Source organism: Sediminitomix flava, assembly GCF_003149185.1.
In the GTDB taxonomy this organism is placed as follows: Bacteria; Bacteroidota; Bacteroidia; order Cytophagales; family Flammeovirgaceae; genus Sediminitomix; species Sediminitomix flava.
Genome location: NZ_QGDO01000006.1, coordinates 65,511 through 87,945 on the forward strand (window position 1 = coordinate 65,511; position 22,435 = coordinate 87,945).

Sequence of the window (22,435 nt, forward strand, 5' to 3'; positions counted from 1 at the left end):
TTCATTTGAAAAAGTCATCCGTACTAGACGGTGGAAAAAAGTAATGAACCACTTTTTCACCTTAATCTTAACATGATAAAGCACAAGTTTCCCCCATTTGTGACTTTACCGTATTCTTAAAAAAATTAAACTTTAAAAAATTAGGTTAATCAGAAAAAATCTAAAGTTTTATTCAAAAACAAACGTGAAGTCTATAACTAAAAAATGGAACTATGATAGACTTGTTATACGTTGTTGACTAATGATAACATTACAAAAGTAGAGAAATCAGTAGCTTGAGGATTGCAAAAAAAACGATAATAGTTGCAAAAAAACATTAAACTAGTTAACGCGACTACAATGTTACGGTAAAGTTAAAAATCGATGGATCAACTAGTTAAGTTTACCTTAGGAAGAGGCGATATGAGCCACGTATTGTCAGAAATAAGTCAAACCTATCCAGGAAGCAGTTGGGATGGGCAAGTTTTTACGGTAGATACGCCCAATACAAGTGTAAAAATCACTAATCTAGATAACCTTCCTGGGGTGAATATGAGTATCAACGAAGTATGGTTTGATTACGATGTATTATTCCAAGAAGAAGCCCAAGAAGAAACAAGTATTCTTATCCGATTTGTACATGATTCTGTTCTTTTCCATCAAGGAACAGGAAACGGAGCTGTAGGGGAAAATCAACTTAACAGTGCCGCAATGTATAATACTTTAAGAGCCCATCAAGTTTTTATACCAAGACACCGTAACATCCGATGGCTTACTTTTAGAGTAAGCATTGAAACTTGGAAAAAAGTTACTTATGGTTTATTGCCAAGTATAGATCAATTGCTTCAAAGAAAAGAAGAGTGGATCATCTTTGAAACAATCGATTACAATATGGAGAAGTGCATTCGCCGTATTTTTGAGGTGCAAAGTAAAAACAGAGCTGAGAGACTAGGTTTTAGTTTAGCTAAAGGTATGGAGCTGCTAACTTATTTCTTCAGACAACTTTCCAAACGACTAGAAAATGATCATAGTGTAGGATTAGTCACAATGGATGTGGATACCATCTTTCTTATAAAAAATGATCTCATCAAGAATATTCAAAGTCCACCGAGTATTGAAGACCTTTGTAGGAAATATGGAATGAGTGCAGATCGTCTCCGTAATAACTTTAAGAAAGTATTCGGATTACCTCCGCGTCAGTATGTGCTCAAAAAGCGTTATCAAGAGGCTTATCAACAAGTAAAGCAAACCAACGAATCCCTTAGCTCTATTGCACATTCTTTAGGCTTTTCTCATTCGAGTCATTTTGCCAATGGTTTCAAAAAACACTTTGGCGTAAGCCCATCTGCTTTAAGAGAAAATAAATAAAGCATACGTTCTGCATAGAATAGAACAACAAAGACACTCTATTTTTTAATTCATGCTTTTTTATCTGAATTACTTCGAAAAATACTCCAATCACTTTCCTTAGGCGATATATAACATTCATAATATTTCGATTTATAGTCGGAATTTATTTGAAAAAGTCACTGTTGCAATCAGTGTGAAGTTGGTATGTGTAAAGACTGAAACCGAAAACTAAAAACAAACATCCTAACTAAATAGGAGGATAAACCAACATTCATGAGAAGACAACATAGGCTAGAAACGACTTTTCTCGTATTAGTCATCCTACTTTTTTCTGCCTGTAAAGAGGTCAAGCAAAAGCCTCCTGCTCCTGTAGTCTCCATTACCAAATCGCATCAACGCGATGTCGAAATTTTTGGTGAATATGTAGGGCGAACAAGAGCATTCCAACAGGTTGAAATAAGAGCAAGGGTGAGTGGCTTTCTTCAGAAAGTAGCTTTCAAACAAGGAAGTAAAGTCAAGAAAGATGATCTTCTTTATATCATTGATCCCCGACAATACAATGCTGATTATAACCGAGCACAAGCCCAACTTGAGCTTGAGAAAGCGGGTGCTCTAAAAGCACAAAGAGATTTGGAGCGTTTAAAACCGCTTTACAAAGAAAATGCAGTCAGTCAGCAAGATTATGATAATGCGATTGCAGCAAAAGCCTATGCAGATGCTTCGGTAAATAGGAGTAAGGCAGAGCTCAATCGGATGGCACTTCAACTAAGTTTTACAAAAATAAAAGCACCAACCGATGGTTTTATCACAGAATCATTAGTGGATTTGGGTACACTTGTAGGTGGCGGAAGTGGAGAAACATCTCTGTTGGCAACTATTGTAAAGACTGATCCAATCTATGTAAACTTCAGTATGACGGCCTTGGATTATTTAGCTTCTCAACGAAGAAATGTAGGAGGTGGAGATAGTACTAATCTTACAAAGAATGTAGTGACAATCACACTACCAGATGATACAGAATACAAGCAGAAAGGTAGTCTTAACTTCACAGAGCATAAACTGAATCCTGAAACAGGTACATACTCTGTACAAGCTGTATTCCCGAACCAAAGAGGAGTTTTACTTCCAGGACAGCCAACAAGAGTGAAACTGTTACTAGATATTGTAAAAGATGCAGTAGTAGTACCGCGTAAATCAGTTCAGATTGAAGATGGTGGTGCTTATCTGTTCTTAGTTAGAAAAGATACAACGGTAGAAAGACGCTTTGTAGAGTTAGGTCCTGAAATTGACAATGAAATTATCATTGAAAGAGGACTGAATCCGCAAGAAACGGTTATTTCTGAAGGAATGCATAAAATTAAAGCAGGGCAAAAAGTAAAAATAGCAGAGCCAGAAGCAGAAGAACCAGAGGAAAACCAAAAAGAAACTTCCAAAGAAAAATCAACAGAAGCAGTTTCTGAAAATAAAGCTGAGAAGGAGGCAGCCAAGTCATGAATGTATCAAAGTTTATTGATAGACCAGTACTTTCAATGGTAATCTCGGTATTGATTGTGCTTGTAGGTGTGATCTCTCTTTTCCTTTTACCTATTGAACAATATCCAGATGTAACACCACCAGCGGTTCGTATTAGGGCAGTCTATCCGGGTGCGAATGCGAAAACGGTAACAGAAGCGGTTGCGACACCAATCGAGCAAGAATTGAATGGTGCTCCAAATATGATTTACATGGAGTCTAAAAATACCAACAATGGTGGTATGACCATTATGGCTACGTTTGCTGTAGGTTCCGACCCCGATCTTGCTGCTGTAGAAATCCAAAACCGTATCAAATTGGCAGAGGCTCGACTACCTATTGATGTAGTTCAGAATGGTATCGAGATTGAAAAAGTCTCTCCGAATCAGTTGATGACGGTATCCCTCATTTCAGATGATCCAAGATATGATGAAGTCTACTTGAGTAACTTCACGAGTATCAATGTACTTGATGTATTGCGTCGAACACCAGGTGTAGGTAGGGTAGTGAACGTGGGTAAGCGTAACTATGCCATGCGTATTTGGGTGAACCCTCACCTTATTGCCTCATACGGACTTACAATTAAGAATATTACGGATGCTATTAAAGATCAGAACCGTGAATCTGCGGTTGGTGCTTTAGGTATTCTTCCCAACAAAGGAAATATAGATATAACCCTGCCAATTACCAGTCAAGGACGTCTTTCCACGACAGAACAATTTGGAAATATAATTATCAGAACTGCAGATGATGGTTCGGTTATTCGGATTAGAGATGTAGCAAGAGTCGAACTTGGAGCATCGGCTTATCGAGATGCTTCCAGTTTGAACAATGGTAATGCTGCTATGATGGATGTATTTCTTCTTCCAGGAGCAAATGCCATGGAAGTTTCAAAATATATCAAAGAAAAAATGAAAGAGTTGTCCAAATCCTTTCCCGATGGTTTGGATTATGTGTATTCCTACGATGCAACTCAGTTCATTGAAGCTTCTATTAATGAGGTATATCAAACGCTTTTTGAAGCGATCTTTTTGGTAATCCTAGTAGTTTATCTTTCCCTTCAAAGTTGGAGGGCTGCACTTGTTCCAACTATTGCGGTACCCATCTCTTTGGTCGGAACATTTGCCGTCATGCTCGCTTTCGGATTCTCCTTGAATACACTTACCCTTCTAGGGCTTATTCTTGCCATCGGTATTGTAGTAGATGATGCCATTGTGGTGGTAGAAAGTGTAGAGCAGATTATGGAGGAACAAAAAATTGGAGCAAGAGAAGCTACACACATTGCGATGAAAGGACTTTCGGGAGCTTTGATAGCAACCTCTATGGTATTGGCCGCAGTATTTATTCCTGTAAGTTTCTTAGCTGGTATTACTGGAGAGTTATTCCGACAATTCTCCGTTACGATTGCTGTATCTGTACTGATTTCTACGATTGTAGCACTTACGCTCAGTCCTGCCTTGTGTGCAATTATAATGAAACCGAGAACAGGGAAAAAAAATTGGTTATTCCGAGCAATTGATCAAGGACTAGAATATGGAAATTCAAAATACACAGGCTTAGTAAAAGCTACGATCAATAACCATCGAAGAACATTAGCTTGCTTTGGTGTATTGATTGTCTTGACGGCATTTATCATCAAAATAGTGCCTTCAAGTTTCTTACCTGAAGAAGACCAAGGGTGGTTTACAGTAGAGATGGAACTTCAAGAAGGAACTGCTTTTCCTAGGATGAGTAAGGTGATGGATAAGGCCAATGATTTCTTACTTACACTCCCAGAGATTGAATATGTCCAATCTTTAAAAGGACGAAGTAATCGAATTGGAGGTAGTGAAGCAAGAGGTGTTTTGACGGTAGTTTTAAAGCAATGGGAGGAACGTTCAGAGTTACGTTCATTAAACGAAATAATTGATGTAGTAAGAGCTGAATTCCAAAAATATCCCGAAGCAATAGCCAATATTTCGAAGCCTCCAGTAATTCCAGGATTGGGTACAGGTGGTGGTTTTGAGTTTCAGTTACAAGACCGTTCGGGAGGGAACTTTCAAAATTTGATGGCAGCCTCTGATACGATGATGTATTATGTCAGACAAAGTCCGATGCTGCAAGACGTGAGTACGAACCTACTACCAGAAATCCCAATGCTTTATTTTGACCTTGATCGTGATAGGGCAAGATTCTTAGGTATTCCTTTAGGTGAAATATTTACAACGATGAAAGCCTTACTCGGTTCGGTTTACATCAATGACTTCAACCTTTTCAATCGTATTTATCGGGTGTTCCTTCAAGCGGATGAAAATTACCGTTTACGTCCGAGTGATCTGAACAACTTTTATGTGAAAGCGGATAATGGAACGATGGTTCCACTTTCTGCACTCGGTAAAGCTGAATTGAGTACAGGACCTGGTACAATCACAAGATTCAACCTTTTCAACACATCCACTTTTGTAGGAGTCCCTGCAGCAGGTTACAGTTCGGGGCAAGCCATGGATGAGTTGGAAGATATTGCTGATAAGCATTTACCCGAAGGAATCGGTTATGAGTGGAGTGGGGTTTCGTATCAAGAAAAGCAGTCGGCAGGGCAAACAGGGCCAATTATGTTGGTGGTACTCTTATTCGTCTTCCTTTTCTTGGCAGCACAATATGAAAGTTGGATCATCCCGATAGCCGTTCTTCTCTCTATGCCTGTTGCTGTATTTGGAGCATTTCTAGGCGTATGGATGAGAGGTTTGGAAAATGATGTTTATTTCCAGATTGGTTTGGTTGCACTGATTGGTCTAGCAGCAAAAAATGCCATTCTGATTGTAGAGTTTGCCAAAGAAAAATATGAGTCGGGAAGTACACTGACCGAAGCAGCGTTAAGTGCTGCAAGTCTCCGATTCAGACCTATTGTGATGACATCCCTAGCCTTTATTTTGGGTATGATTCCATTGGTGACAGCCACAGGTGCGGGGTCTGCAAGTAGACATTCGATCGGTACTGGAGTATTTGCGGGAATGCTTGTCGCAACTTCTCTAGGAATTGTATTTGTTCCGTTATTCTATGTTGTCATTGGTAAAATGAAAGAAAAATGGAATAAGAAATTGGGAAAAGAGAACACCACTAAATAGGTCTTTTATGAGAAAAATGTACCGTCCAAATTATGTAGTCTCTCTTTTCTTTAGTTTGAGTTTTCTCTTACTGTTCTCGACTTGTAAAGTAGGACCAAATTATACTCGTCCTACCATTGAGTCACCAGCAAAGTGGCAGTTGTCAGAAGAAGAAACAGAGACTTTAGCAGAAAAACCTTGGTGGGAATTGTATCAAGATACTGTACTTACCAATTTGATAGATGAAGCACTTTTTGCCAATAGAGATTTGAGAATTGCAGCCGCAAGAATCAATGAAGCGGCTGGTATCAGAAGAATTGCAACGAGTAATCTGATACCAAGTGTAAGTGCTGTTGGTGATGCAGAGTTTGAATCAGATCCTGTAGATGGAAATGATAGCAGTCCCGATGGAATAGAAACCATTCAGTTTTATGGAGGACTTAGATGGGAAGTAGACCTTTGGGGTAAACTAAGACGAGGGAGAGAAGCTGCCATTGCTGAATTTATGGCATCAAGAGAAGGGCATCGAGCTTTAGCAATCCTAATTACGAGTAGTGTCGCACGAGCTTACTTTGAATTACTAGATTTAGATTATCGACTAGAGATTACAAATAATACGGTAGATGCCCGTATTGAAGCTTACAGAATTGCTGAGTTGCGATTTAAAGGAGGGCTTACATCTGAACTAGAACTCCGACAGGCTGAGGTAGAATTGATTCAAACCCGAACAAGAATACCATCTCTTGAAAAGTTGATTGTATTTAAAGAGAATGAATTGAATGTGTTATTGGGTAGAAATCCAGGGGCAATTCAAAGAGGTCTGCAATTGACTTCTCAACCTATTCCCCCAACAGTACCTGCAGGTCTTCCTTCAGAACTATTACTTAGAAGGCCAGATATCATACAAGCAGAGCAGCAGCTTATTGCAGCCAATGCTTTTATAGGAGTGGCAAAGGGTAATTTTTATCCTTCATTGACACTGACAGCAGAAAATGGTTTCGAGAGTCTTTCTTTACGAGATTTTAATCTTATTCCTTATTGGGATGATATTATAAACCTTGACCTTCCCATTTATACAGGTGGAAGAAACAAAGGACAATTAGCTGCGGCAAAGGCACGGTATGAGCAGAGTCTGAATTTCTATCAACAGACAATTTTGATTTCCTTTCAAGAAGTGAGTAATGCACTAACTGATTACCACAAATCGAAAGAAAATAAAAACCTTCAAGTCAGATTTGCAGCTACTTCTGAGCAATACCTTCGTTTGGCAACCTTACAATATATGAATGGGCTCAAAAGTTATATTGATGTACTTGATGCCCAACGTCGTTTGTTTGAAGCCGAGTTGGCAGTCAGTGAAGCTATCCGAAGCGAGTTACTATCTGTTGTAGACCTGTACAAATCTTTAGGTGGAGGTTGGCAGACATTACCGAAAGAGGAAGAAACAACTTCGGAGAACTGATAAATTTGAATGAAAGAAACTTTTAACTACTTAAAAATAAATAACATGTAAACATTTTTATTTATTTTAAGTTTTAAGAGAGACTATGACCAAAAACGCTATTGTACATGATCCGTTCAAGTATTTTTTTAGGTATAATATCTATCCTTATATCTTCATGCATTGGAGATGATATCAAATTTGATACAGTAGAGCAAAGTGTAAGTATTTCAAATCCTATTGACTCCCTTAAAGTTGGAGCTAGTTATCAGTTTGAGGCTATTTATCTGAATAATGTTGGGCAAGAAGAAGCTCAAGATATTATGTGGGAAAGCTCAAATGAAGAAGTTGTAAGTATTACCAGTGGTGGCCTTGTAGAAGGTTTGACCGAAGGTATGACAACTATTTTCGCTTCTGTTCAGATGCCTGGAGATAGTTTTGTCGATTCGATAAAACTAGCCGTTGATGAAGATTTGGAGCAAGAGGTTATAGGTGGTGCTAAAGGTGGGACAATCCAATCAACAAGCTCTTATTTATTGGAAGGAGACTTTACCGTATCATCTATTAACGGAGGAGGTATCCAAATTGATATAGCTGACAATTACAGAGCATCAACAGCTCTTCCCGACTTGGTACTTTACCTCACAAATAACCCATCAACAAATGCCGGAGCTTTAGAGATAGGTTCAGTACAAGTTTTTGAAGGGGCACATTCATACATTATTCCTAATGTAGATATAGGTACCTACGAATATTTGCTTTACTACTGCAAACCATTTAGAGTTAAAGTTGGTGACGGAAAAATTGAATAAAACCATAGCTAAAAATATACGAACATGAGATTCTTTCTAATACTATCTTTTTTGCTCTCGCTATCTTTTTCAGCTATGGCGGGAGGACCTTGGCCACAGAAAAAAGGAGAAGGCTTTTATAAGTTATTCCAATATTGGGTTATAGCAGATCAACATTATACGGATACAGGTGAAATTGATCCGAATGTAACAACAGGGTTTTTCAGTACAAACCTATATGCCGAATACGGAATTACAGATCGTCTTACTGCGGTAGCTTATCTCCCTCTTTTTGTTCGAACCTATTATAATAATGAGGTTTCTGCTACAACTGGAGAAACTTTAGAGCCTGGAGATGATTTTAATAGTATCGGGGACATTGATCTGAGTTTTACGTATGGAATAATTAGAGATAGAAGAGTAGTGATGAGTGCATCGGTACTATTGGGAATTCCATCGGGGCAGACAGGAAAAGGTGGGTTAGGTATACTACAAACAGGAGATGGAGAGTTTAACCAAATGTTGAAAGTTGATGTAGGTACAGGATTTAAATTAGGAAGTCTGAATATGTACTCTTCGGCTTATGCTGGTTATAACAATCGTACGAATGATTTTTCGGATGAATTTCGTTATGGTTTCGAAGCTGGAGCGACATTCTGGAATGATAAGATTACAGCTATTGCACGTTTTACAGGTATTGAGTCGATGCAAAATGGATCAGCTCCATCTTTATCAGAGGTTTCAAGTCTATTCTCAAATAATCAAGAGTATTTGGCATTCTCTCCTGAAGTAGCTTATAATTTCAGCGAAAAGTGGGGTGTTTCAGCCACTTACAATACAGTATTCTTCGGAAAACTTATCATGGCAAATCCTGCATATTCTGTGGGTGTTTTCCTTAAAATGTAATTAACCAATTCAACTATACATTAAAGAGAGGTAATAAAGGTCGCTGATCATCTGAGGATGATAGCGACCTTATTCGTTTTAAACTTTTACTTCATGATTGATTTCCGAATCATATCAATCGGAATGATTGAGAATGCAAAACCAAAAACAAGTCCCCATTCTTTTAGATTCAATGGAACAGTACGCAGAATGCTTCCGCCAATGTAGGTAAATACAATTTGCAGTACTGCAATTCCTAGCATCACTTGGAAGAACATCAAGTTCTCTTTTAGGTGTTCAAACAAGTTCCTCCTTTCAGTACGCACATTGAAGGCATTGAATAGGATAAGGAAAATGAAGATATTGAAAAAGGCGGTAAGGAATACTTTTTCATTGAATACACCGTCTCGAAGGAATAATTCTTTGAAGAATGGAACGGTCAAGAATAGGATTGAGAATAGCGTGATATAAATTCCGCTAGAGAGAATGGAAGTTCGCATATTTTTGGTGAGAATATGTTCTTCACGATCAATCGGAGGTTCATTCATATAACGATGTAAAGCAGGTTCACCACCAAAGGCAATAGCAGCCAAAGTATCCATGATCATATTGATCCAAAGTAATTGGATAATGGTCAATGGAAAATCGACACCAATCAGAGGGCCTAGAAAGGCGGTACTCACTGCAGCCACGTTTACGGTAAGTTGGAAGGTTACAAACTTTCTGATTGAACGGAAAATAGTTCTTCCGTAACGAATAGCATTTCCGATAGACAAGAAGTTGTCATCAAGAATGACGATACCACCAGCTTCTTTAGCAACTTCTGAACCACTACCCATAGCAAAGCCTACATCCGATTTTTTCAAGGCAGCAGAGTCATTTACGCCATCACCTGTCATACCGATTACTTTACCGATACTTTTAGAGATTCTGACCATTCTACTTTTATCGGTAGGTAGCGCTCTTGCAATGACTCTCAAACGAGGAAGAATTCCTTTTACCTCTTCATCGCTCATTTTATTCAGATCGGCTGAGGTAATGACAATATCATCCTCAGACTGAAGTAGGTTTGTTTCTTTTGCTATCGCTTGTGCAGTTCCTTTACGGTCGCCTGTCATCATGACTACTTGCACACCCGCTTCCTGTACTTCTCGGATTGCACTTTTCGATTGTACCCTAATTTCATCTCTGATACCTAATACACCAACCAAACTGGTATTAGAAGGCATTTTCTTTTCAATCGGATCAATCGATTCTTCTGAAACGGCAAGAGCAATGACACGAATACCTTGATCTGCCAATTCATCTAAATGTTGACTAAAAGCTTCTTTATTGTCAAAAGATACTTTCTTTCCTTCAGCATTGAAATAAGAATTACAGTGGTCAAAAATTGCTTCTGGAGCACCTTTGATCAATGTGATTTCTTTTCCTAGTCCATCAAAGATAGTCTCGGCACTCTGAACTTGAGTAGCTGAAAACTTAATGGTACTATTGAATTGAATTTGATTGATGGTTTGTGTACTGACTTTACTCTCTTTTTCTAGTACTGAGCGAGAGATATAAGCTAAAAGTGCTTTCTCAGAAACGTTTCCACCAATAATTTCTCCACTAGGATCAATGTGCGCTGTCGCATTTTCTTGGATAGTGAATTCGCAATATTCCTTTAGCTTTTCTGGGATTTTGAAGAAGTCGTGGTAAGAATTGCCATCGGGAGAAAGAAATTGTGTTACCTCCAATTTACCTTTGGTGATTGTTCCTGTTTTGTCAGAAAAGAGAATATTCAGACTACCTGCTGTTTCGATACTCAATAACTTTCTGACCAAAACTTTCTCTTTCAGCATTTTTTTCATGTTGAGAGAAAGTACAATAGCCACCATCATAGGAAGTCCTTCGGGAACGGCTGCTACCACAATAATGATAGAAAGCACAATTGCATCCATCAAGTCTTTGATGACAACATCGGTATTCTGAAAATATTGAGAAATCAGATCGGGGTCAAAACCATTGGCAAAAATCGCTTTGTTGGCAAAAAAGACAACAGCAATTAGAACCGCAACTCTGTAGCCAATATTACTTATGAGTTTAGCCAACTCTTTTAGTTTGACTTGGAGTGGAGAAAGTCTTTGCTCTGACTCGCCTAATTCTTTAGCCAATTTTCCATAGAAAGTGTGGTCGCCTACATTTTCGACAAGCATGATCGCTTCTCCTTCTTCAACCAAAGCACCTCTAAACACAGAGTTGGGATCAGAGAAATCTCTCTCCAATGCAATACGTTCTTCGGGAATAGGCGTACGTTCTAGGGCTTCGCTTTCTCCCGTAAGTGATGCTTGGTTGATTTTGATTCGTCCATCAACCAAATAGCCATCGGCAGGGATTTTATCTCCTGCTTGAAGTAACACGTAATCTCCTTTTACGATTTCTCCGACAGGAACAGCTTGTACGTTACCATCTCTGATCACGTTGTTATTAATTTTGGAAGCTTCCCTTTGCAGCTCTTGGAAGGATGATTCGTTGCTGTACTCTGAGTAGGTGGATACAAGAGTGGAAAGTAGTACAGCCAAACCAATTGCGAGGGCTTCATACCATTCTGTTAGCTCATAGAGCGATAGTACAATCATGGCTCCTAATGCCACTAACAAAATGATGATAATAGGGTCTTTAAAATTTTGGATCAGTTTATCCCCGAAAGTCTCCGACTGAGGGGGCGTAAGCTCATTACTTCCGTGTGTGTTGCGAGAAGTATTGACCTGATCATTGCTTAAACCTTTTATTTTATAGTGCATGATCACTAAAAGTTAATCTTTGGACGTCCTCTTTCCTAAGTTCGAAATAAATCGAGAGAATAGTGCAGACGTCCCAGATTTTGTTTGCGTTCAGATTATTATGCAGAACGGAAATTCATCAAAGCTTTTGAATGATTTCCTTTTTTCCACACGAACGTAATCTTTCGCTTAAAGTTGGCGTCTGTGATCGGTAAAAATTTTACACCAACATTTTCTTTTCTAGGTTTAGGTAAAAGTGATACACCAATTCCCGATGCAACGAGTGCCAAAGCAGTGTCATCGCCATTGGCAGTAAACACATAATCAGGCTCTATTTGCTTTTCTTCAAAGGCAGAACTCACTTCTTTGAAAAGAGAACAATTACATCTTTTGATAAAAGAAATTTTATGCAGCGCATTTAGTTCTACTTTATCTTTCATGGCCAACGGATGTGTGTCGGGAACACCTATCATCAGTTTATCTTCCGAAACAACACAATGCTCCAGTTGCTCCTCTTCGGGTATAGCTTTGCTAAAGTACCCATCCAATTCATTCCGCTGTAATTTTGAAGATAGGTATTCATGATCTCCTTCTATGAGGTTGACTTTACAGCCACTATGTAACTCTTTGAAGGCTTTCATTTTCGGAACAATCGTATCGAAATCTAAGGTGTTGAGTACACCAATATTGAGTTCTTTTATGGTTTCGTGAGCAAATTCGGTCTCCATACTGTTCCATATAGAAAGCATCGATTTTGCTTTTGGAAGTAAAATCTCTCCTTCTTTTGTGAGGCTTACATTTCGTCGGTCTCTAAAAAAAAGTTGGCAGCCTAAATGTTCTTCTAGCTTCTTTATTCCTGTTGAAAAGGTAGACTGAACAACGTGTACTTTGTCGGATGCTTGCGTGAAATTCTGCGTTTCTGCTAGCGCCACGAAGTATTTTATAAATTGAAGATTCATGTTATCGCTAAAATAGATTACTGTGATTGAATAAATCTATTTTACAAATATACAAAATATACTTTCCTTTGTATCGTCAAAAGGGATTAGTAGATCAGAAAAAATTCATAATAACGATTAAAATAAATATTCCATGGCAACACTAAACGAAAGACTTGAACAATTAAAAGAGCGCCTTGAAGGAAGTATGCCTCCTGAAGCTCTAAAGATCATGCATGGAGCAACGGACGATCTTCGTGCCTCTGGAATTATGGAAAAAGTAGCTAAAGTGGATGATACATTTCCAAGTTTTACTTTGGTAAATCAAGATAATGCAGAGGTGAGTTTAGCAGATCTTTTAGCAAAAGGACCTGTAGTAGTGACTTTCTACAGAGGAGTTTGGTGTCCGTATTGTAACGCTGATTTGGCAAACTTGAAAAAGTATGCTGAGGAAATTGAGTCTTTGGGTGCTTCGGTGATTGCTATTTCTCCTGAGAAACCAGAATTCTTGAAAGATATCATTGCTAAGCAACGTCTGAACTATGACATTCTTCATGATGCAAATAATGAGTTAGCAGCAGAGTTGGGCTTGAAGTTCCACTTGCAAGAAGATTTGAAAGTCTTGTACAGAGATGCATTTAAAATTGACTTAGCAGGACATCAAGGAAATGACGAATGGGCATTGCCTATGCCTGCTCGATTCTTAATTGATAAGGATGGAAAAATTCGTTTTGTGGAAACTGATCCAGACTACCGAATCAGACCAGAAGTAGAACCTTTAATCGAGGTTCTGAAAAGTATTTAAATAGAAACAGACAACAACTTCAGAATAAGAAAATATTAAAATGAAAAAGGTACTTATTATCAACGGACACCAGTATTATCCGTTTTCAGAGGGGAAACTTTCAAACACGCTTGTAGACAATGCAAAAGCCTTTTTGGAAGGAAAAGGTTATGAAGTAAAAACAACAACTATGCGTGAGGAGTACGATGCGCAAGCGGAGATTGACAAACACCTTTGGGCTGATGTCGTGATCTTGCAGTCTCCTGTAAACTGGATGGGTGTTTCTTGGTCATTCAAAAAGTACATGGACGAAGTTTATACCTTGGGTATGATGGGACAGCTTTGTAATGGTGATGGTCGTACGGAAGCAGAACCAAAGAAAAATTATGGTTCTGGAGGTTTGATGCAAGGTAAAAAATATATGCTTTCACTTACATTCAATGCACCAAAAGAATCTTTCAATAACAAAGAAGAGAAGTTCTTTGACGGAGGAAGCGTAGATGATTTGTTCTGGCCAATGCACCTAAATTATAAGTTCTTTGGTTATGAGCCGCTAGAAACATTTGCGGCTTATGATGTAATGAAAAATCCAGACGTAGAAGAAGATTTCAAAAGATTTGAAGCGCATCTAGCAAAGCATTTCTAATCGATATCAATAGCTATATTATTAACCCAGTTTTTAGTGCTTAATAAGCATTGAAGACTGGGTTCTTTATTTTTGGGAAAAATTACTTTGAACCAAAGCTCTAATTCTTTGAGCTATTTCTCCCATTCTTTCCTTTTTCTAAAGCTCACCTTTGTAGTGTACCAAAGACAAAAAGGAAATGAATCAAAGCTTAGTAAAACTCAAACTCATTGTTATCGGATTATTATTCAGTACTGTAGTATTAGCCCAAGAGCAAAAAACACAGGAATTTACAGTTGAAAGAATTATTCCTGTATCGGCAGAACGTGTATGGAAAGTAGTCGGATTAGAGTTTGCGGATATCGCGAAGTCTCATCCAAAACTAGCCGATTCGCATTATGTGGAAGGAACACCCATGACAGGTGAAGGTTGTGAAAGAATCTGTACATTTTCTGAAGATGGAGAGAAGTACACAAAAGAAAAGATTGTAAACTTTGACCCAGAAAATTATTCTTTCAGAGCTGAAATTAATGGAATAGCAGGTTTACCGCTCGAAACAGATATTAGCTATGTCATTTATGATGTTGACCCGATTTCTGAAAACTCATGTAAGTTAAGCTTGAAGATGGTTTATCGTACAAACCCAGCGGTAATGGGAGTATTAGCGAAAGGTCGATTCAAAAAGAACTTAACCGATTATACGATTGCAATTGAGCATCATGTAAAAACAGGCGAAGATGTAAACCCAGAAACATTCAAGCAGATCAGAAAGCAGTATTTATAATAAGGAGAATTGTCATTCTAAAATCCCTGTATCTGAAAAAGATATGGGGATTTATTTTTTCTATTGGTACAATCTGAAGCTTCAACGTCAGAATGAGAAGGAATTCGAGAACTAATTTGGGTATGACTTTACAGCCTTTTTTATAACTGTAGCTTGCAAGTAGTTTAATCTTTCCAAACAAGAGAGTGAAGTTTATATGCCTGAGGAAAAGAAAAACACAGACCCATCTAAAGAAATAAAAAACCCAGAAGTTCAGCTCGAAGTTGATGCGATGATCGAGGAGTATGAGATTGAACTTCGGAGGGAAGCTGATTTAACGCAATCAAAGTCTTTTCGTGAGATTGAGCGGAAAAAGAAGACCTTCTACCAACGTATTTTGGAATATGAGTTAGAAGATATCCGCAGAGATGTAAAAGAGATTGAGGAAGAAGAAGAAACCATAATCGGTTATAACTTTTGGATAAGTTTAGGAATCTCCATTCTGATTATTGTCTTAGCATTAATTGCAGGAGATCGATTGATTGAGATATCGGATAGTATTTCAAAGTTCATTACACACAATCTCAATTGGTTTTATGTTCTGATCAGTTCCGTATTCTTAATATTCCTGATCTATATTGCTTCTAGTCGTTTTGGGCAAGTAGTTCTAGGTCCTCCCAACGAACGCCCTGAGTTTAGCGACTTTTCGTGGTATTCTATGCTGTTTTCGGCAGGGATGGGTGTTGGTATTTTATTTTGGGGAACAGCAGAACCTTTACATCATTTCTTCTCCCCTCCTGTAGGAGAATCTAAAAGTATTTTGGCTGCTCAAAACTCTATGGCAATCTCTGTATTCCATTGGGGTTTACATGCTTGGGGAATTTATACGATCTGTGCTGTAGGAGTGGCTTATTATGGTTTTAGAAAGCGAAAGAAATACTTAATTTCTTCAAGTATTATTGATTTTTCAGCTAAACGTAATACAAGAAAACTAACCAGATCAATTGTAGATCTGATCTCTATTTTGGCTGTCATTTTTGGTGTGAGTACTTCTCTAGGAATGGGAATCATACAGATGAGTAGCGGAATAGAATTAATCTTTGGAATCAATTCTGCGAGTACCGCAGGCTATATAATCATTTCAGTAGCAGTAACGGCTGTTTTTATAGTTTCCTCTTCTACAGGTTTAGATAAAGGCATTAAAATACTCTCAAATACCAATATTATTGTCGCTATAGCACTCATGCTTTTTGTGTTTTTCACAGGACCAACATTATTCAACATAAAGGTATTTGTAGACAGCATAGGACAGTATCTTTCTCAAATTACCCTTTTCAGTTTTAAGGTAGACCCTTATGAGCCTCAGTTTGAAGAATGGATGGGAAATTGGACATTGAGTTATTTCACATGGTGGATTTCATGGTCGCCTTTTGTTGGGATTTTTATTGCAAGAATTTCCAAAGGCAGAACAATCCGAGAGTTGATTTTTGGTTGTCTGCTTATCCCTACCATTTTTAGTATTTTCTGGTTTTCTGTATTTGGTGGTTCTGCTATTCATATGGAAATGGTAGAAGGTGTGTCTATCGGAGATAAAATCTTGAAAAATGCAGATTTGGGTACTTTCTTACTGTTAGATCAATTGCCTCTTTCTAAGATTACATCTTTTATAGCTGTTTTACTGATTTTTACATTTCTAGTTACTTCAGCTGATTCTGCCACATTTGTGATCAGTATGATGACTTCCAAAGGAGATTTGGACCCAAGTATGAAAATGAAAATCATTTGGGGAATTGTATTGGCAGCTTTGAGTCTGATCCTTTTACTTGGAGGAGGTTTGAAAGCACTACAGGCAGCAACACTCATTTTTGCATTCCCATTTTCAATTGTTTTGATCATGATAGCACGATCCTTCTATTTCAGACTTTCTATTCAAATAAAGAGTAAAAGGAAATAGAAAAGCTGTTGATTACGTATTTTATACAAAAATGATTTGTAACATAGGTCACTGACTTACTAGGGAAAATGTCGGAACTTTGCATAAAATAAATAACGTACATAAAGAAAACGATCATGGCTACAATAAAAATGACAGCAGAGGTATTCAAGGAAAAAGTATTTGATTATACCACTGAAAAAGAATGGAAATTTAAAGGAGAAAGACCTGCTATCATTGATTTTTATGCAGATTGGTGTGGACCATGTCAGATGGTTGCTCCAGTATTAGAAGAACTTTCTGATGAGTATAAGGACAAGGTAGATATTTATAAAGTTGATACAGAAGTAGAAGAAGAGCTTTCAGCTGTTTTTGGTATCAGAAGTATTCCATCTCTTTTGTTTATTCCGATGGATGAAACACCAAAAATGCAAGCAGGAGCATTGCAAAAGCAAGCTTTTGTGAATGTGATTGAGAAAGAATTATTGAAATAAACAATGCAATATTTTATTGCCGACTCAGCAAGTATATAGTTTTAGGAAATCCCAGCTTCGGTTGGGATTTTTGTTTTTATGAGTTTTAGCCTCTTTTACCTAAGATTTTCACACAACTATTTACCATTGGAAATTCCTTTAATTCTCGCAATAAAGGTACGTTGGATAAATTTTAATAATAATTGGAGAATAAGGTTAAATATCTAGATCAACTTCAGACTTGATTTTACTCTAAGTACTTAATTATTAATATGTAATTGAAATAAAGTACATGAACTAAAAATATGAGTTGACCAATAAATACTAACCCTATGATCGCTAAAGAAAACCAAACTATAACAGCTGAAGCAGAAAGAAAGGAATGGTTATTTGAAAACATCATTGAGGGAAGCCTAGCAGGTTATTGGGACTGGCTTGTTCAAGAAGAGTATGTCTATTATAGCCCAACATTGAAGAAAATGTTAGGTTATCATGAAGATGAACTTGAACATAACCTAGAAGCCTTACAATCAAAGCTTGTACCTGAAGATAAAGTGAGGGTGATAGAAACTTTTGAGAAGCATATATCCCTTCAAGGAATGGTCCCCTTTGAGGTTGAGGTTCGTTATTACCATAAAAATGGAGGGATTGTTTGGGTAATGTGTAAGGGGCAAGTCGTTTCTTGGGATGAAAATGGCCATCCTTTACGTATGATCGGCTGTCATATTGATATTACAGATTCTAAAAGAGCTGAGGAAACACAACGGAAGTATACAAAGCTTTTAGAATCAAAGTATAGGGAGATGGAACAGTTTGCTTTTATCGCGAGTCATGATTTGAAAGAGCCTCTAAATACATTGATGGGATTGACCAATATTCTGCATAAGGAATATGCCGATAAACTCGGTATATCGGGAGAAACTTACTTGGACTATATTAAGCAGACTACAGATCGAATGAGTGGATTAGTTCAAGGTTTATTAGAGTATTGTCGATTGGGAGGAAATAAAGAACGAGAAAAAATAGATACAAACATATTAGTCACTGAAGTACTAAAAGACTTGGGTTTAGAGGCAGAGCTTAGCTCAATTAAAGTAGTCTCAGAAAACCTGCCCACCATTTATGGAAATCCTACTGATATCCGACTATTATTTCAGAACTTGATTTCTAATGCCAAGAAGTTTAGTCGATATTCTGAAAATCCTGAAGTAAGGATTTCTGCAACTAAAAAAGGAGAGTGTTGGCAATTTGCGATAAAAGATAATGGTATTGGAATTGACCCGAAACATCATGGTGTTGTATTCAATTTATTTAAGCGACTTCATGATCAGAGTCAATTTGAAGGAACAGGAATTGGACTCACACATTGTCGTAAAATAGTTGAAAACCATCATGGAAAAATATGGGTAGAGTCTGAAAAAAATAAAGGTGCAACATTCTATTTTACGCTATCTGTAAATTGTAGCTAACTGAAAATAAGAATCCATAAAAGAACCCTCTGCAAGACGAATTGCTGAGGGTTCTATTTTATATCTTAATAAGAAGGATATTTATACCTATTTTACATACTCGCCATTATATTGACCAGTAAGTGTGTGTAAGAATAGTACAATCTTATCTACATCTTCATCAGGTAATTCTTTTCCTACTTGATACTTCAACATCTTTTCAGTCGCTTCTTTTAGTGTTTCAACGCTACCATCGTGATAATATGGAGCAGTTTGAGCTACATTTCGAAGTGTAGGAGTTTTAAAACGATGTTGGTCAGTTTCCTTTTTGGTTACGCCAATACGACCGTGGTCAGCTTCAGTTTCATTGCCTCTATCAGCAAAGTAATCTTCTTTTAAGCCCATAAATTCAAAAGATTGACCACCCATAGCTTGACCTACGTGACATGTAGCACAGTTATTATCTTTGAAAAGTTCATAACCTCTAATTTCATCAGCAGATAGCGCATCTTTATCACCTTTCAAATACTGATCAAATCGGCTATTTGGAGTAATAAGTGTTTTCTCAAATTCAGCGATAGCTTCTGTAATTGTTTCCTCAGAATAGCCCTCAGGATATACTTTTGAAAACTCTTTCGTGAATGATCGATCTGCTTCTAGCTTTTGAATGATCTTTTCCCAAGACTGACCATCCATTTCAACTGGGTTCATAGGAGGGCCTCCAGCTTGTGCTTGTAAGTCATCTGCTCTACCATCCCAGAACTGATGGCTATTGAACGCTGCATTGTAAACCGTTGGAGCGTTGATACCGCCTTCTTGTTGACGGATACCAATCGAATATTTCTTTTTATCTACACCACCTGTACCAAGGTCATGACAAGAGGCACAAGAAACCGTATTGTCTCCCGAAAGTCTTGTATCATGGTAAAGTGCTTTTCCTAAGGCAACCTTCCCATGATCAACTTCCATGCTGTCTAAGATTGGTTGAATAGGTTCGTTCGCAAATTCTTTGGAAGCTGTTCCTGTAGCATAATAAGCAGCTCTGCTTTGTGAAATCCATTCTTGCATACTTCTTTTTTCATCAGAACTAATAAAGTTAGTCCAGTGCATTAGTTGGTATTGTGCAGGAGGCATTGTATTGTCCTCCAACATTTTTTCCAACTTTGCTAGATAAACTTCAGAAACGGCATTATCATTTTCTAAGGCACTTATAACGGGACTTAGGTTCGCATGTTTTAAAGCCTGATTCACATCTTTTTTTACCAAATCTCCAACTACAGGGAATTCAGCATAAAATGGAAGTTCAACTTTTTCAGCATGGCAGCTCATACAGCCATTGTCTGTTATAATTTTTTTTACAGTTTGATTTAGCTCGTGAGAAGGTTGTAATTCTTCAGTATTTTTTGAATGAAATTGAGCTTGAATAAAGGGAATACTCAACATTGTCGAGAGTCCAATTATGAAGATTGCTTGTTTCGCTTTCATTATTGTGAATGTTGTTGTCGCAAAATAAGTTGCGAAACTAAAGAATTGTTTTTGTTGTGTACATGATGTTATACTTTATTAGGTAATTGATTTGTAGTGTTCTTATAGAACTGTAAATAGAAATGATCGGGGTCATTATTTCAGACTTTTTTGCGATATTTTATGTCGTGAATGTGGTTTATGTGAGTTCTAGTCTTGGCTTTATATTTGATAAAAAGAAGGGAAACTATTAAACCAAAATAATGAACCGTATTAAGATTTTTAAAACCTTTTTATTTCTAATACTGGCTATCTTGAGTGCTTGTTCGTCCGATGATGATCCTCAAAAAGCATGTAGTGATCTTTCACAATATTTATTTCAAGAACAAGATTCATTGATTTTAGCAGAATTTGAAGACGCTATTTTTGAGGGAGAAGATTGGAAACTGGTTAAGTCAGATCAAACTACAGGTAGCGGTTATATGGTTTGGCAAGGAGATGATTTTCTTGGGAATCCAGGGAATGGTTTAGCAACTTTTAAACTGAATATAAACAATGTTGGCACTTACCGTTTTATTTGGAATTCGGCGGTAACTAAAGGGGATAATGGGACCGAACATAACGATACTTGGCTACGATTTGCTGATGCTAGTGATTTTTATGGAAAGAAGAATGGGCAAAGAGTATATCCTAAAGGTACTGGTAAATCACCGAACCCGAATGGCTCATCAAAAGATGGATGGTTTAAAATATATAGAAGCGGAAATGATTTAGACTTTAAGTGGCAAGCGAAAACATCAGATAATGACGGGCGGGATATTTATGTAGTGTTTGATGAACCCGGTACCTATTTGATGGAAATTGCAGCGCGTTCATCTTGGCATGGCATTGATAAATTTATGCTTTTCCAAGAAGAAGCATATACAGAAAAAGAAGCGGTTGAAATAACTGATTTTAGTACAATTAGCTGTGAATAATTGAATTCCTATTAAAATAAAAACCACAGTACATGGAGTACTGTGGATTCTTTTTATACAATATATTTTGTGAACAAATCTTCTAAGATTTCAGCAGGTTCGTTACACATACCCGGATGAACCTTAGAACTTTGTATAATCGTACTTCGGGTAGCAGTCAGCCAACGGAATCGTCCTCCCATATCAAGTTGGGCGATATGTCCTCCTTTTACACTTCCTTGGCATACCAAATCCCAAGAATTGAGATAATTCAGCAGTTGTTCGGAAGTACAATGCTCTGGAAAGGCAGCTAAGCGCTTTTCATCTATCTGATATTTTAAGCCTAGATATTTTTTATTCTTACAATAAAGGATAACTCCAACATTGATAAATTCTTCTCGCTCTACTCTAGGGACGTAGCGAATTACGGCATACTCATACACTTGCTTTTCTTGCATCCTTAGCTTCTTTCGTTAGTAATTCAATATTCGCAAATCGTCTACTCAAAAATTCGGTATAGACAGTTCTCTTTTCTTCAGCAGTGATATCACTTCCTTCTTCGGTAAGTAAATCAGCTGGAATATGCGAAACTATCTCTTTAATCACAGATTTATCAATAGATTGTACAATTTCTTTTGCAGCTTCATCCAACTTAGATGCTTCAGCTAATAATACATGATCTTTGATTGCAGGGAAAAGTCGTCCAGAATGTTCTTCCCAATTGTCCCACATATGATGGAAATAAAGACTCGCGCCATGGTCTATAAGCCACAGTTCTTTTTTCCAGTTCAATAAGTTTGTATTTCTGTGTGTACGGTCAATATTGGTAATCAAGCTATCAAGCAATACCACTTTAGATGCAGTCATTGGATCTGCAATAGGCAAAAGTGGGTCGTAAGTGATAGCACCCGATAAAAAGTGTAAGCCAACGTTAAGTCCAACACTAAAATCTAGTAGATCTTGAATTTCTTCATCAGGCTCTGTTTTGCTGAATGAGTCATTCAAAGTCATAAATACGATTTCAGGAACTTTAAGTCCCATAGCTCTAGCCAATTCCCCTCCAATAAATTCGGCGATCAAAGCTTTCTTGCCTTGCCCAGCCCCGCGAAATTTGATGACATAAGGAAATTCGTCATCAGCCTCCACAATTGCAGGTAAAGAGCCTCCTTCTCTCAGTGGTTTTACATATCGAACCACATCGACTGTACGTATTTCTAGTTTTTTCATACCTCTTATACACTAAATCGT

General features: G+C 37.6%; 18 protein-coding genes. 13 read left to right on the forward strand and 5 right to left on the reverse strand.

Annotated features, from left to right (window positions below; genetic code table 11):
• The first annotated feature begins 363 nt into the window (after positions 1-363).
• The 6 genes from BC781_RS19300 to BC781_RS19325 all read left to right on the forward strand — a co-directional run bounded on the left by BC781_RS19300 (position 364) and on the right by BC781_RS19325 (position 9,062).
• Positions 364-1,347, forward strand: coding sequence for a helix-turn-helix transcriptional regulator (locus BC781_RS19300; protein WP_109620939.1), 984 nt, complete (start codon positions 364-366; stop codon positions 1,345-1,347).
• A 255-nt stretch (positions 1,348-1,602) separates the two neighbouring features.
• Entirely contained in the window at positions 1,603-2,823 is a 1,221-nt protein-coding gene (locus BC781_RS19305; RefSeq protein ID WP_109620941.1) for an efflux RND transporter periplasmic adaptor subunit, read from the forward strand.
• The gene (locus BC781_RS19310; protein ID WP_109620943.1) at positions 2,820-5,945 is read left to right on the forward strand and encodes an efflux RND transporter permease subunit; all 3,126 of its coding nucleotides are present in this window, start codon (positions 2,820-2,822) and stop codon (positions 5,943-5,945) included. Before BC781_RS19305 ends, BC781_RS19310 begins: the two co-directional genes overlap by 4 nt.
• Before the next feature lie 7 nt (positions 5,946-5,952).
• Positions 5,953-7,386, forward strand: coding sequence for an efflux transporter outer membrane subunit (locus tag BC781_RS19315; RefSeq protein ID WP_109620945.1), 1,434 nt, complete (start codon positions 5,953-5,955; stop codon positions 7,384-7,386).
• A gap of 107 nt (positions 7,387-7,493) precedes the next feature.
• Positions 7,494-8,177, forward strand: coding sequence for an Ig-like domain-containing protein (locus tag BC781_RS19320; RefSeq protein WP_109620947.1), 684 nt, complete (start codon positions 7,494-7,496; stop codon positions 8,175-8,177).
• A 24-nt stretch (positions 8,178-8,201) separates the two neighbouring features.
• Entirely contained in the window at positions 8,202-9,062 is an 861-nt protein-coding gene (locus tag BC781_RS19325) for a hypothetical protein (protein WP_109620949.1), read from the forward strand.
• 86 nt (positions 9,063-9,148) lie between these two features.
• Here BC781_RS19325 and BC781_RS19330 read toward each other — a convergent pair whose 3' ends face one another.
• Both BC781_RS19330 and BC781_RS19335 read right to left on the reverse strand, forming a co-directional pair.
• On the reverse strand, positions 9,149-11,824 hold the full coding sequence (locus tag BC781_RS19330; protein ID WP_109620950.1) for a calcium-translocating P-type ATPase, PMCA-type: 2,676 nt from the start codon (positions 11,822-11,824) through the stop codon (positions 9,149-9,151).
• A gap of 98 nt (positions 11,825-11,922) precedes the next feature.
• The gene (locus BC781_RS19335; protein WP_109620952.1) at positions 11,923-12,762 is read right to left on the reverse strand and encodes a LysR family transcriptional regulator; all 840 of its coding nucleotides are present in this window, start codon (positions 12,760-12,762) and stop codon (positions 11,923-11,925) included.
• Positions 12,763-12,895: 133 nt separating this feature from the next.
• On the opposite strand from BC781_RS19335, the gene BC781_RS19340 reads away from it, so the two are divergent.
• The 6 genes from BC781_RS19340 (at position 12,896) to BC781_RS19365 (ending at position 18,788) form a co-directional block, all read left to right on the forward strand.
• Positions 12,896-13,546: a peroxiredoxin-like family protein gene (locus BC781_RS19340; protein WP_109620954.1), complete on the forward strand. Its 651-nt coding sequence runs from the start codon at positions 12,896-12,898 to the stop codon at positions 13,544-13,546.
• A 40-nt stretch (positions 13,547-13,586) separates the two neighbouring features.
• Positions 13,587-14,171, forward strand: a complete 585-nt coding sequence (locus BC781_RS19345) for an NAD(P)H-dependent oxidoreductase (RefSeq protein ID WP_109620956.1) — start codon at positions 13,587-13,589, stop codon at positions 14,169-14,171.
• Positions 14,172-14,349: 178 nt separating this feature from the next.
• The gene (locus BC781_RS19350) at positions 14,350-14,934 is read left to right on the forward strand and encodes an SRPBCC family protein (protein ID WP_109620958.1); all 585 of its coding nucleotides are present in this window, start codon (positions 14,350-14,352) and stop codon (positions 14,932-14,934) included.
• Between the two features lie 196 nt (positions 14,935-15,130).
• Positions 15,131-16,867 (forward strand): BCCT family transporter, encoded by a 1,737-nt coding sequence (locus BC781_RS19355; protein WP_109620960.1) that lies wholly within the window; start codon positions 15,131-15,133, stop codon positions 16,865-16,867.
• A gap of 116 nt (positions 16,868-16,983) precedes the next feature.
• Positions 16,984-17,340, forward strand: coding sequence for a thioredoxin (gene trxA, locus BC781_RS19360; protein WP_109620962.1), 357 nt, complete (start codon positions 16,984-16,986; stop codon positions 17,338-17,340).
• Positions 17,341-17,651: 311 nt separating this feature from the next.
• Positions 17,652-18,788: a sensor histidine kinase gene (locus BC781_RS19365; protein ID WP_109620964.1), complete on the forward strand. Its 1,137-nt coding sequence runs from the start codon at positions 17,652-17,654 to the stop codon at positions 18,786-18,788.
• 87 nt (positions 18,789-18,875) lie between these two features.
• Here BC781_RS19365 and BC781_RS19370 read toward each other — a convergent pair whose 3' ends face one another.
• Positions 18,876-20,252 (reverse strand): cytochrome c peroxidase, encoded by a 1,377-nt coding sequence (locus BC781_RS19370; protein WP_109620966.1) that lies wholly within the window; start codon positions 20,250-20,252, stop codon positions 18,876-18,878.
• A 242-nt stretch (positions 20,253-20,494) separates the two neighbouring features.
• Between BC781_RS19370 and BC781_RS19375 the strand changes: the two genes are divergently transcribed.
• Positions 20,495-21,208, forward strand: coding sequence for a hypothetical protein (locus BC781_RS19375; RefSeq protein WP_109620968.1), 714 nt, complete (start codon positions 20,495-20,497; stop codon positions 21,206-21,208).
• A gap of 53 nt (positions 21,209-21,261) precedes the next feature.
• On the opposite strand, the gene BC781_RS19380 is transcribed toward BC781_RS19375, so the two are convergent.
• Together BC781_RS19380 and BC781_RS19385 are read right to left on the reverse strand one after the other, a co-directional pair.
• Positions 21,262-21,645 (reverse strand): DUF3037 domain-containing protein, encoded by a 384-nt coding sequence (locus BC781_RS19380; RefSeq protein WP_109620971.1) that lies wholly within the window; start codon positions 21,643-21,645, stop codon positions 21,262-21,264.
• Positions 21,623-22,414, reverse strand: a complete 792-nt coding sequence (locus BC781_RS19385) for a HipA family kinase (RefSeq protein WP_109620973.1) — start codon at positions 22,412-22,414, stop codon at positions 21,623-21,625. Before BC781_RS19385 ends, BC781_RS19380 begins: the two co-directional genes overlap by 23 nt.
• Positions 22,415-22,435: the final 21 nt, after the last annotated feature.

Excerpts from the sequence above, each read along its gene's own strand:
- BC781_RS19300 (WP_109620939.1), top strand. The coding sequence starts at position 364 with ATGGATCAACTAGTTAAGTTTACCTTAGGAAGAGGCGATATGAGCCAC.
- BC781_RS19305 (WP_109620941.1), top strand. The coding sequence starts at position 1,603 with ATGAGAAGACAACATAGGCTAGAAACGACTTTTCTCGTATTAGTCATC.
- BC781_RS19310 (WP_109620943.1), top strand. The coding sequence starts at position 2,820 with ATGAATGTATCAAAGTTTATTGATAGACCAGTACTTTCAATGGTAATC.
- BC781_RS19315 (WP_109620945.1), top strand. The coding sequence starts at position 5,953 with ATGAGAAAAATGTACCGTCCAAATTATGTAGTCTCTCTTTTCTTTAGT.
- BC781_RS19320 (WP_109620947.1), top strand. The coding sequence starts at position 7,494 with ATGATCCGTTCAAGTATTTTTTTAGGTATAATATCTATCCTTATATCT.
- BC781_RS19325 (WP_109620949.1), top strand. The coding sequence starts at position 8,202 with ATGAGATTCTTTCTAATACTATCTTTTTTGCTCTCGCTATCTTTTTCA.
- BC781_RS19330 (WP_109620950.1), bottom strand. The coding sequence starts at position 11,824 with ATGCACTATAAAATAAAAGGTTTAAGCAATGATCAGGTCAATACTTCT.
- BC781_RS19335 (WP_109620952.1), bottom strand. The coding sequence starts at position 12,762 with ATGAATCTTCAATTTATAAAATACTTCGTGGCGCTAGCAGAAACGCAG.
- BC781_RS19340 (WP_109620954.1), top strand. The coding sequence starts at position 12,896 with ATGGCAACACTAAACGAAAGACTTGAACAATTAAAAGAGCGCCTTGAA.
- BC781_RS19345 (WP_109620956.1), top strand. The coding sequence starts at position 13,587 with ATGAAAAAGGTACTTATTATCAACGGACACCAGTATTATCCGTTTTCA.
- BC781_RS19350 (WP_109620958.1), top strand. The coding sequence starts at position 14,350 with ATGAATCAAAGCTTAGTAAAACTCAAACTCATTGTTATCGGATTATTA.
- BC781_RS19355 (WP_109620960.1), top strand. The coding sequence starts at position 15,131 with ATGCCTGAGGAAAAGAAAAACACAGACCCATCTAAAGAAATAAAAAAC.
- trxA (WP_109620962.1), top strand. The coding sequence starts at position 16,984 with ATGGCTACAATAAAAATGACAGCAGAGGTATTCAAGGAAAAAGTATTT.
- BC781_RS19365 (WP_109620964.1), top strand. The coding sequence starts at position 17,652 with ATGATCGCTAAAGAAAACCAAACTATAACAGCTGAAGCAGAAAGAAAG.
- BC781_RS19370 (WP_109620966.1), bottom strand. The coding sequence starts at position 20,252 with ATGAAAGCGAAACAAGCAATCTTCATAATTGGACTCTCGACAATGTTG.
- BC781_RS19375 (WP_109620968.1), top strand. The coding sequence starts at position 20,495 with ATGAACCGTATTAAGATTTTTAAAACCTTTTTATTTCTAATACTGGCT.
- BC781_RS19380 (WP_109620971.1), bottom strand. The coding sequence starts at position 21,645 with ATGCAAGAAAAGCAAGTGTATGAGTATGCCGTAATTCGCTACGTCCCT.
- BC781_RS19385 (WP_109620973.1), bottom strand. The coding sequence starts at position 22,414 with ATGAAAAAACTAGAAATACGTACAGTCGATGTGGTTCGATATGTAAAA.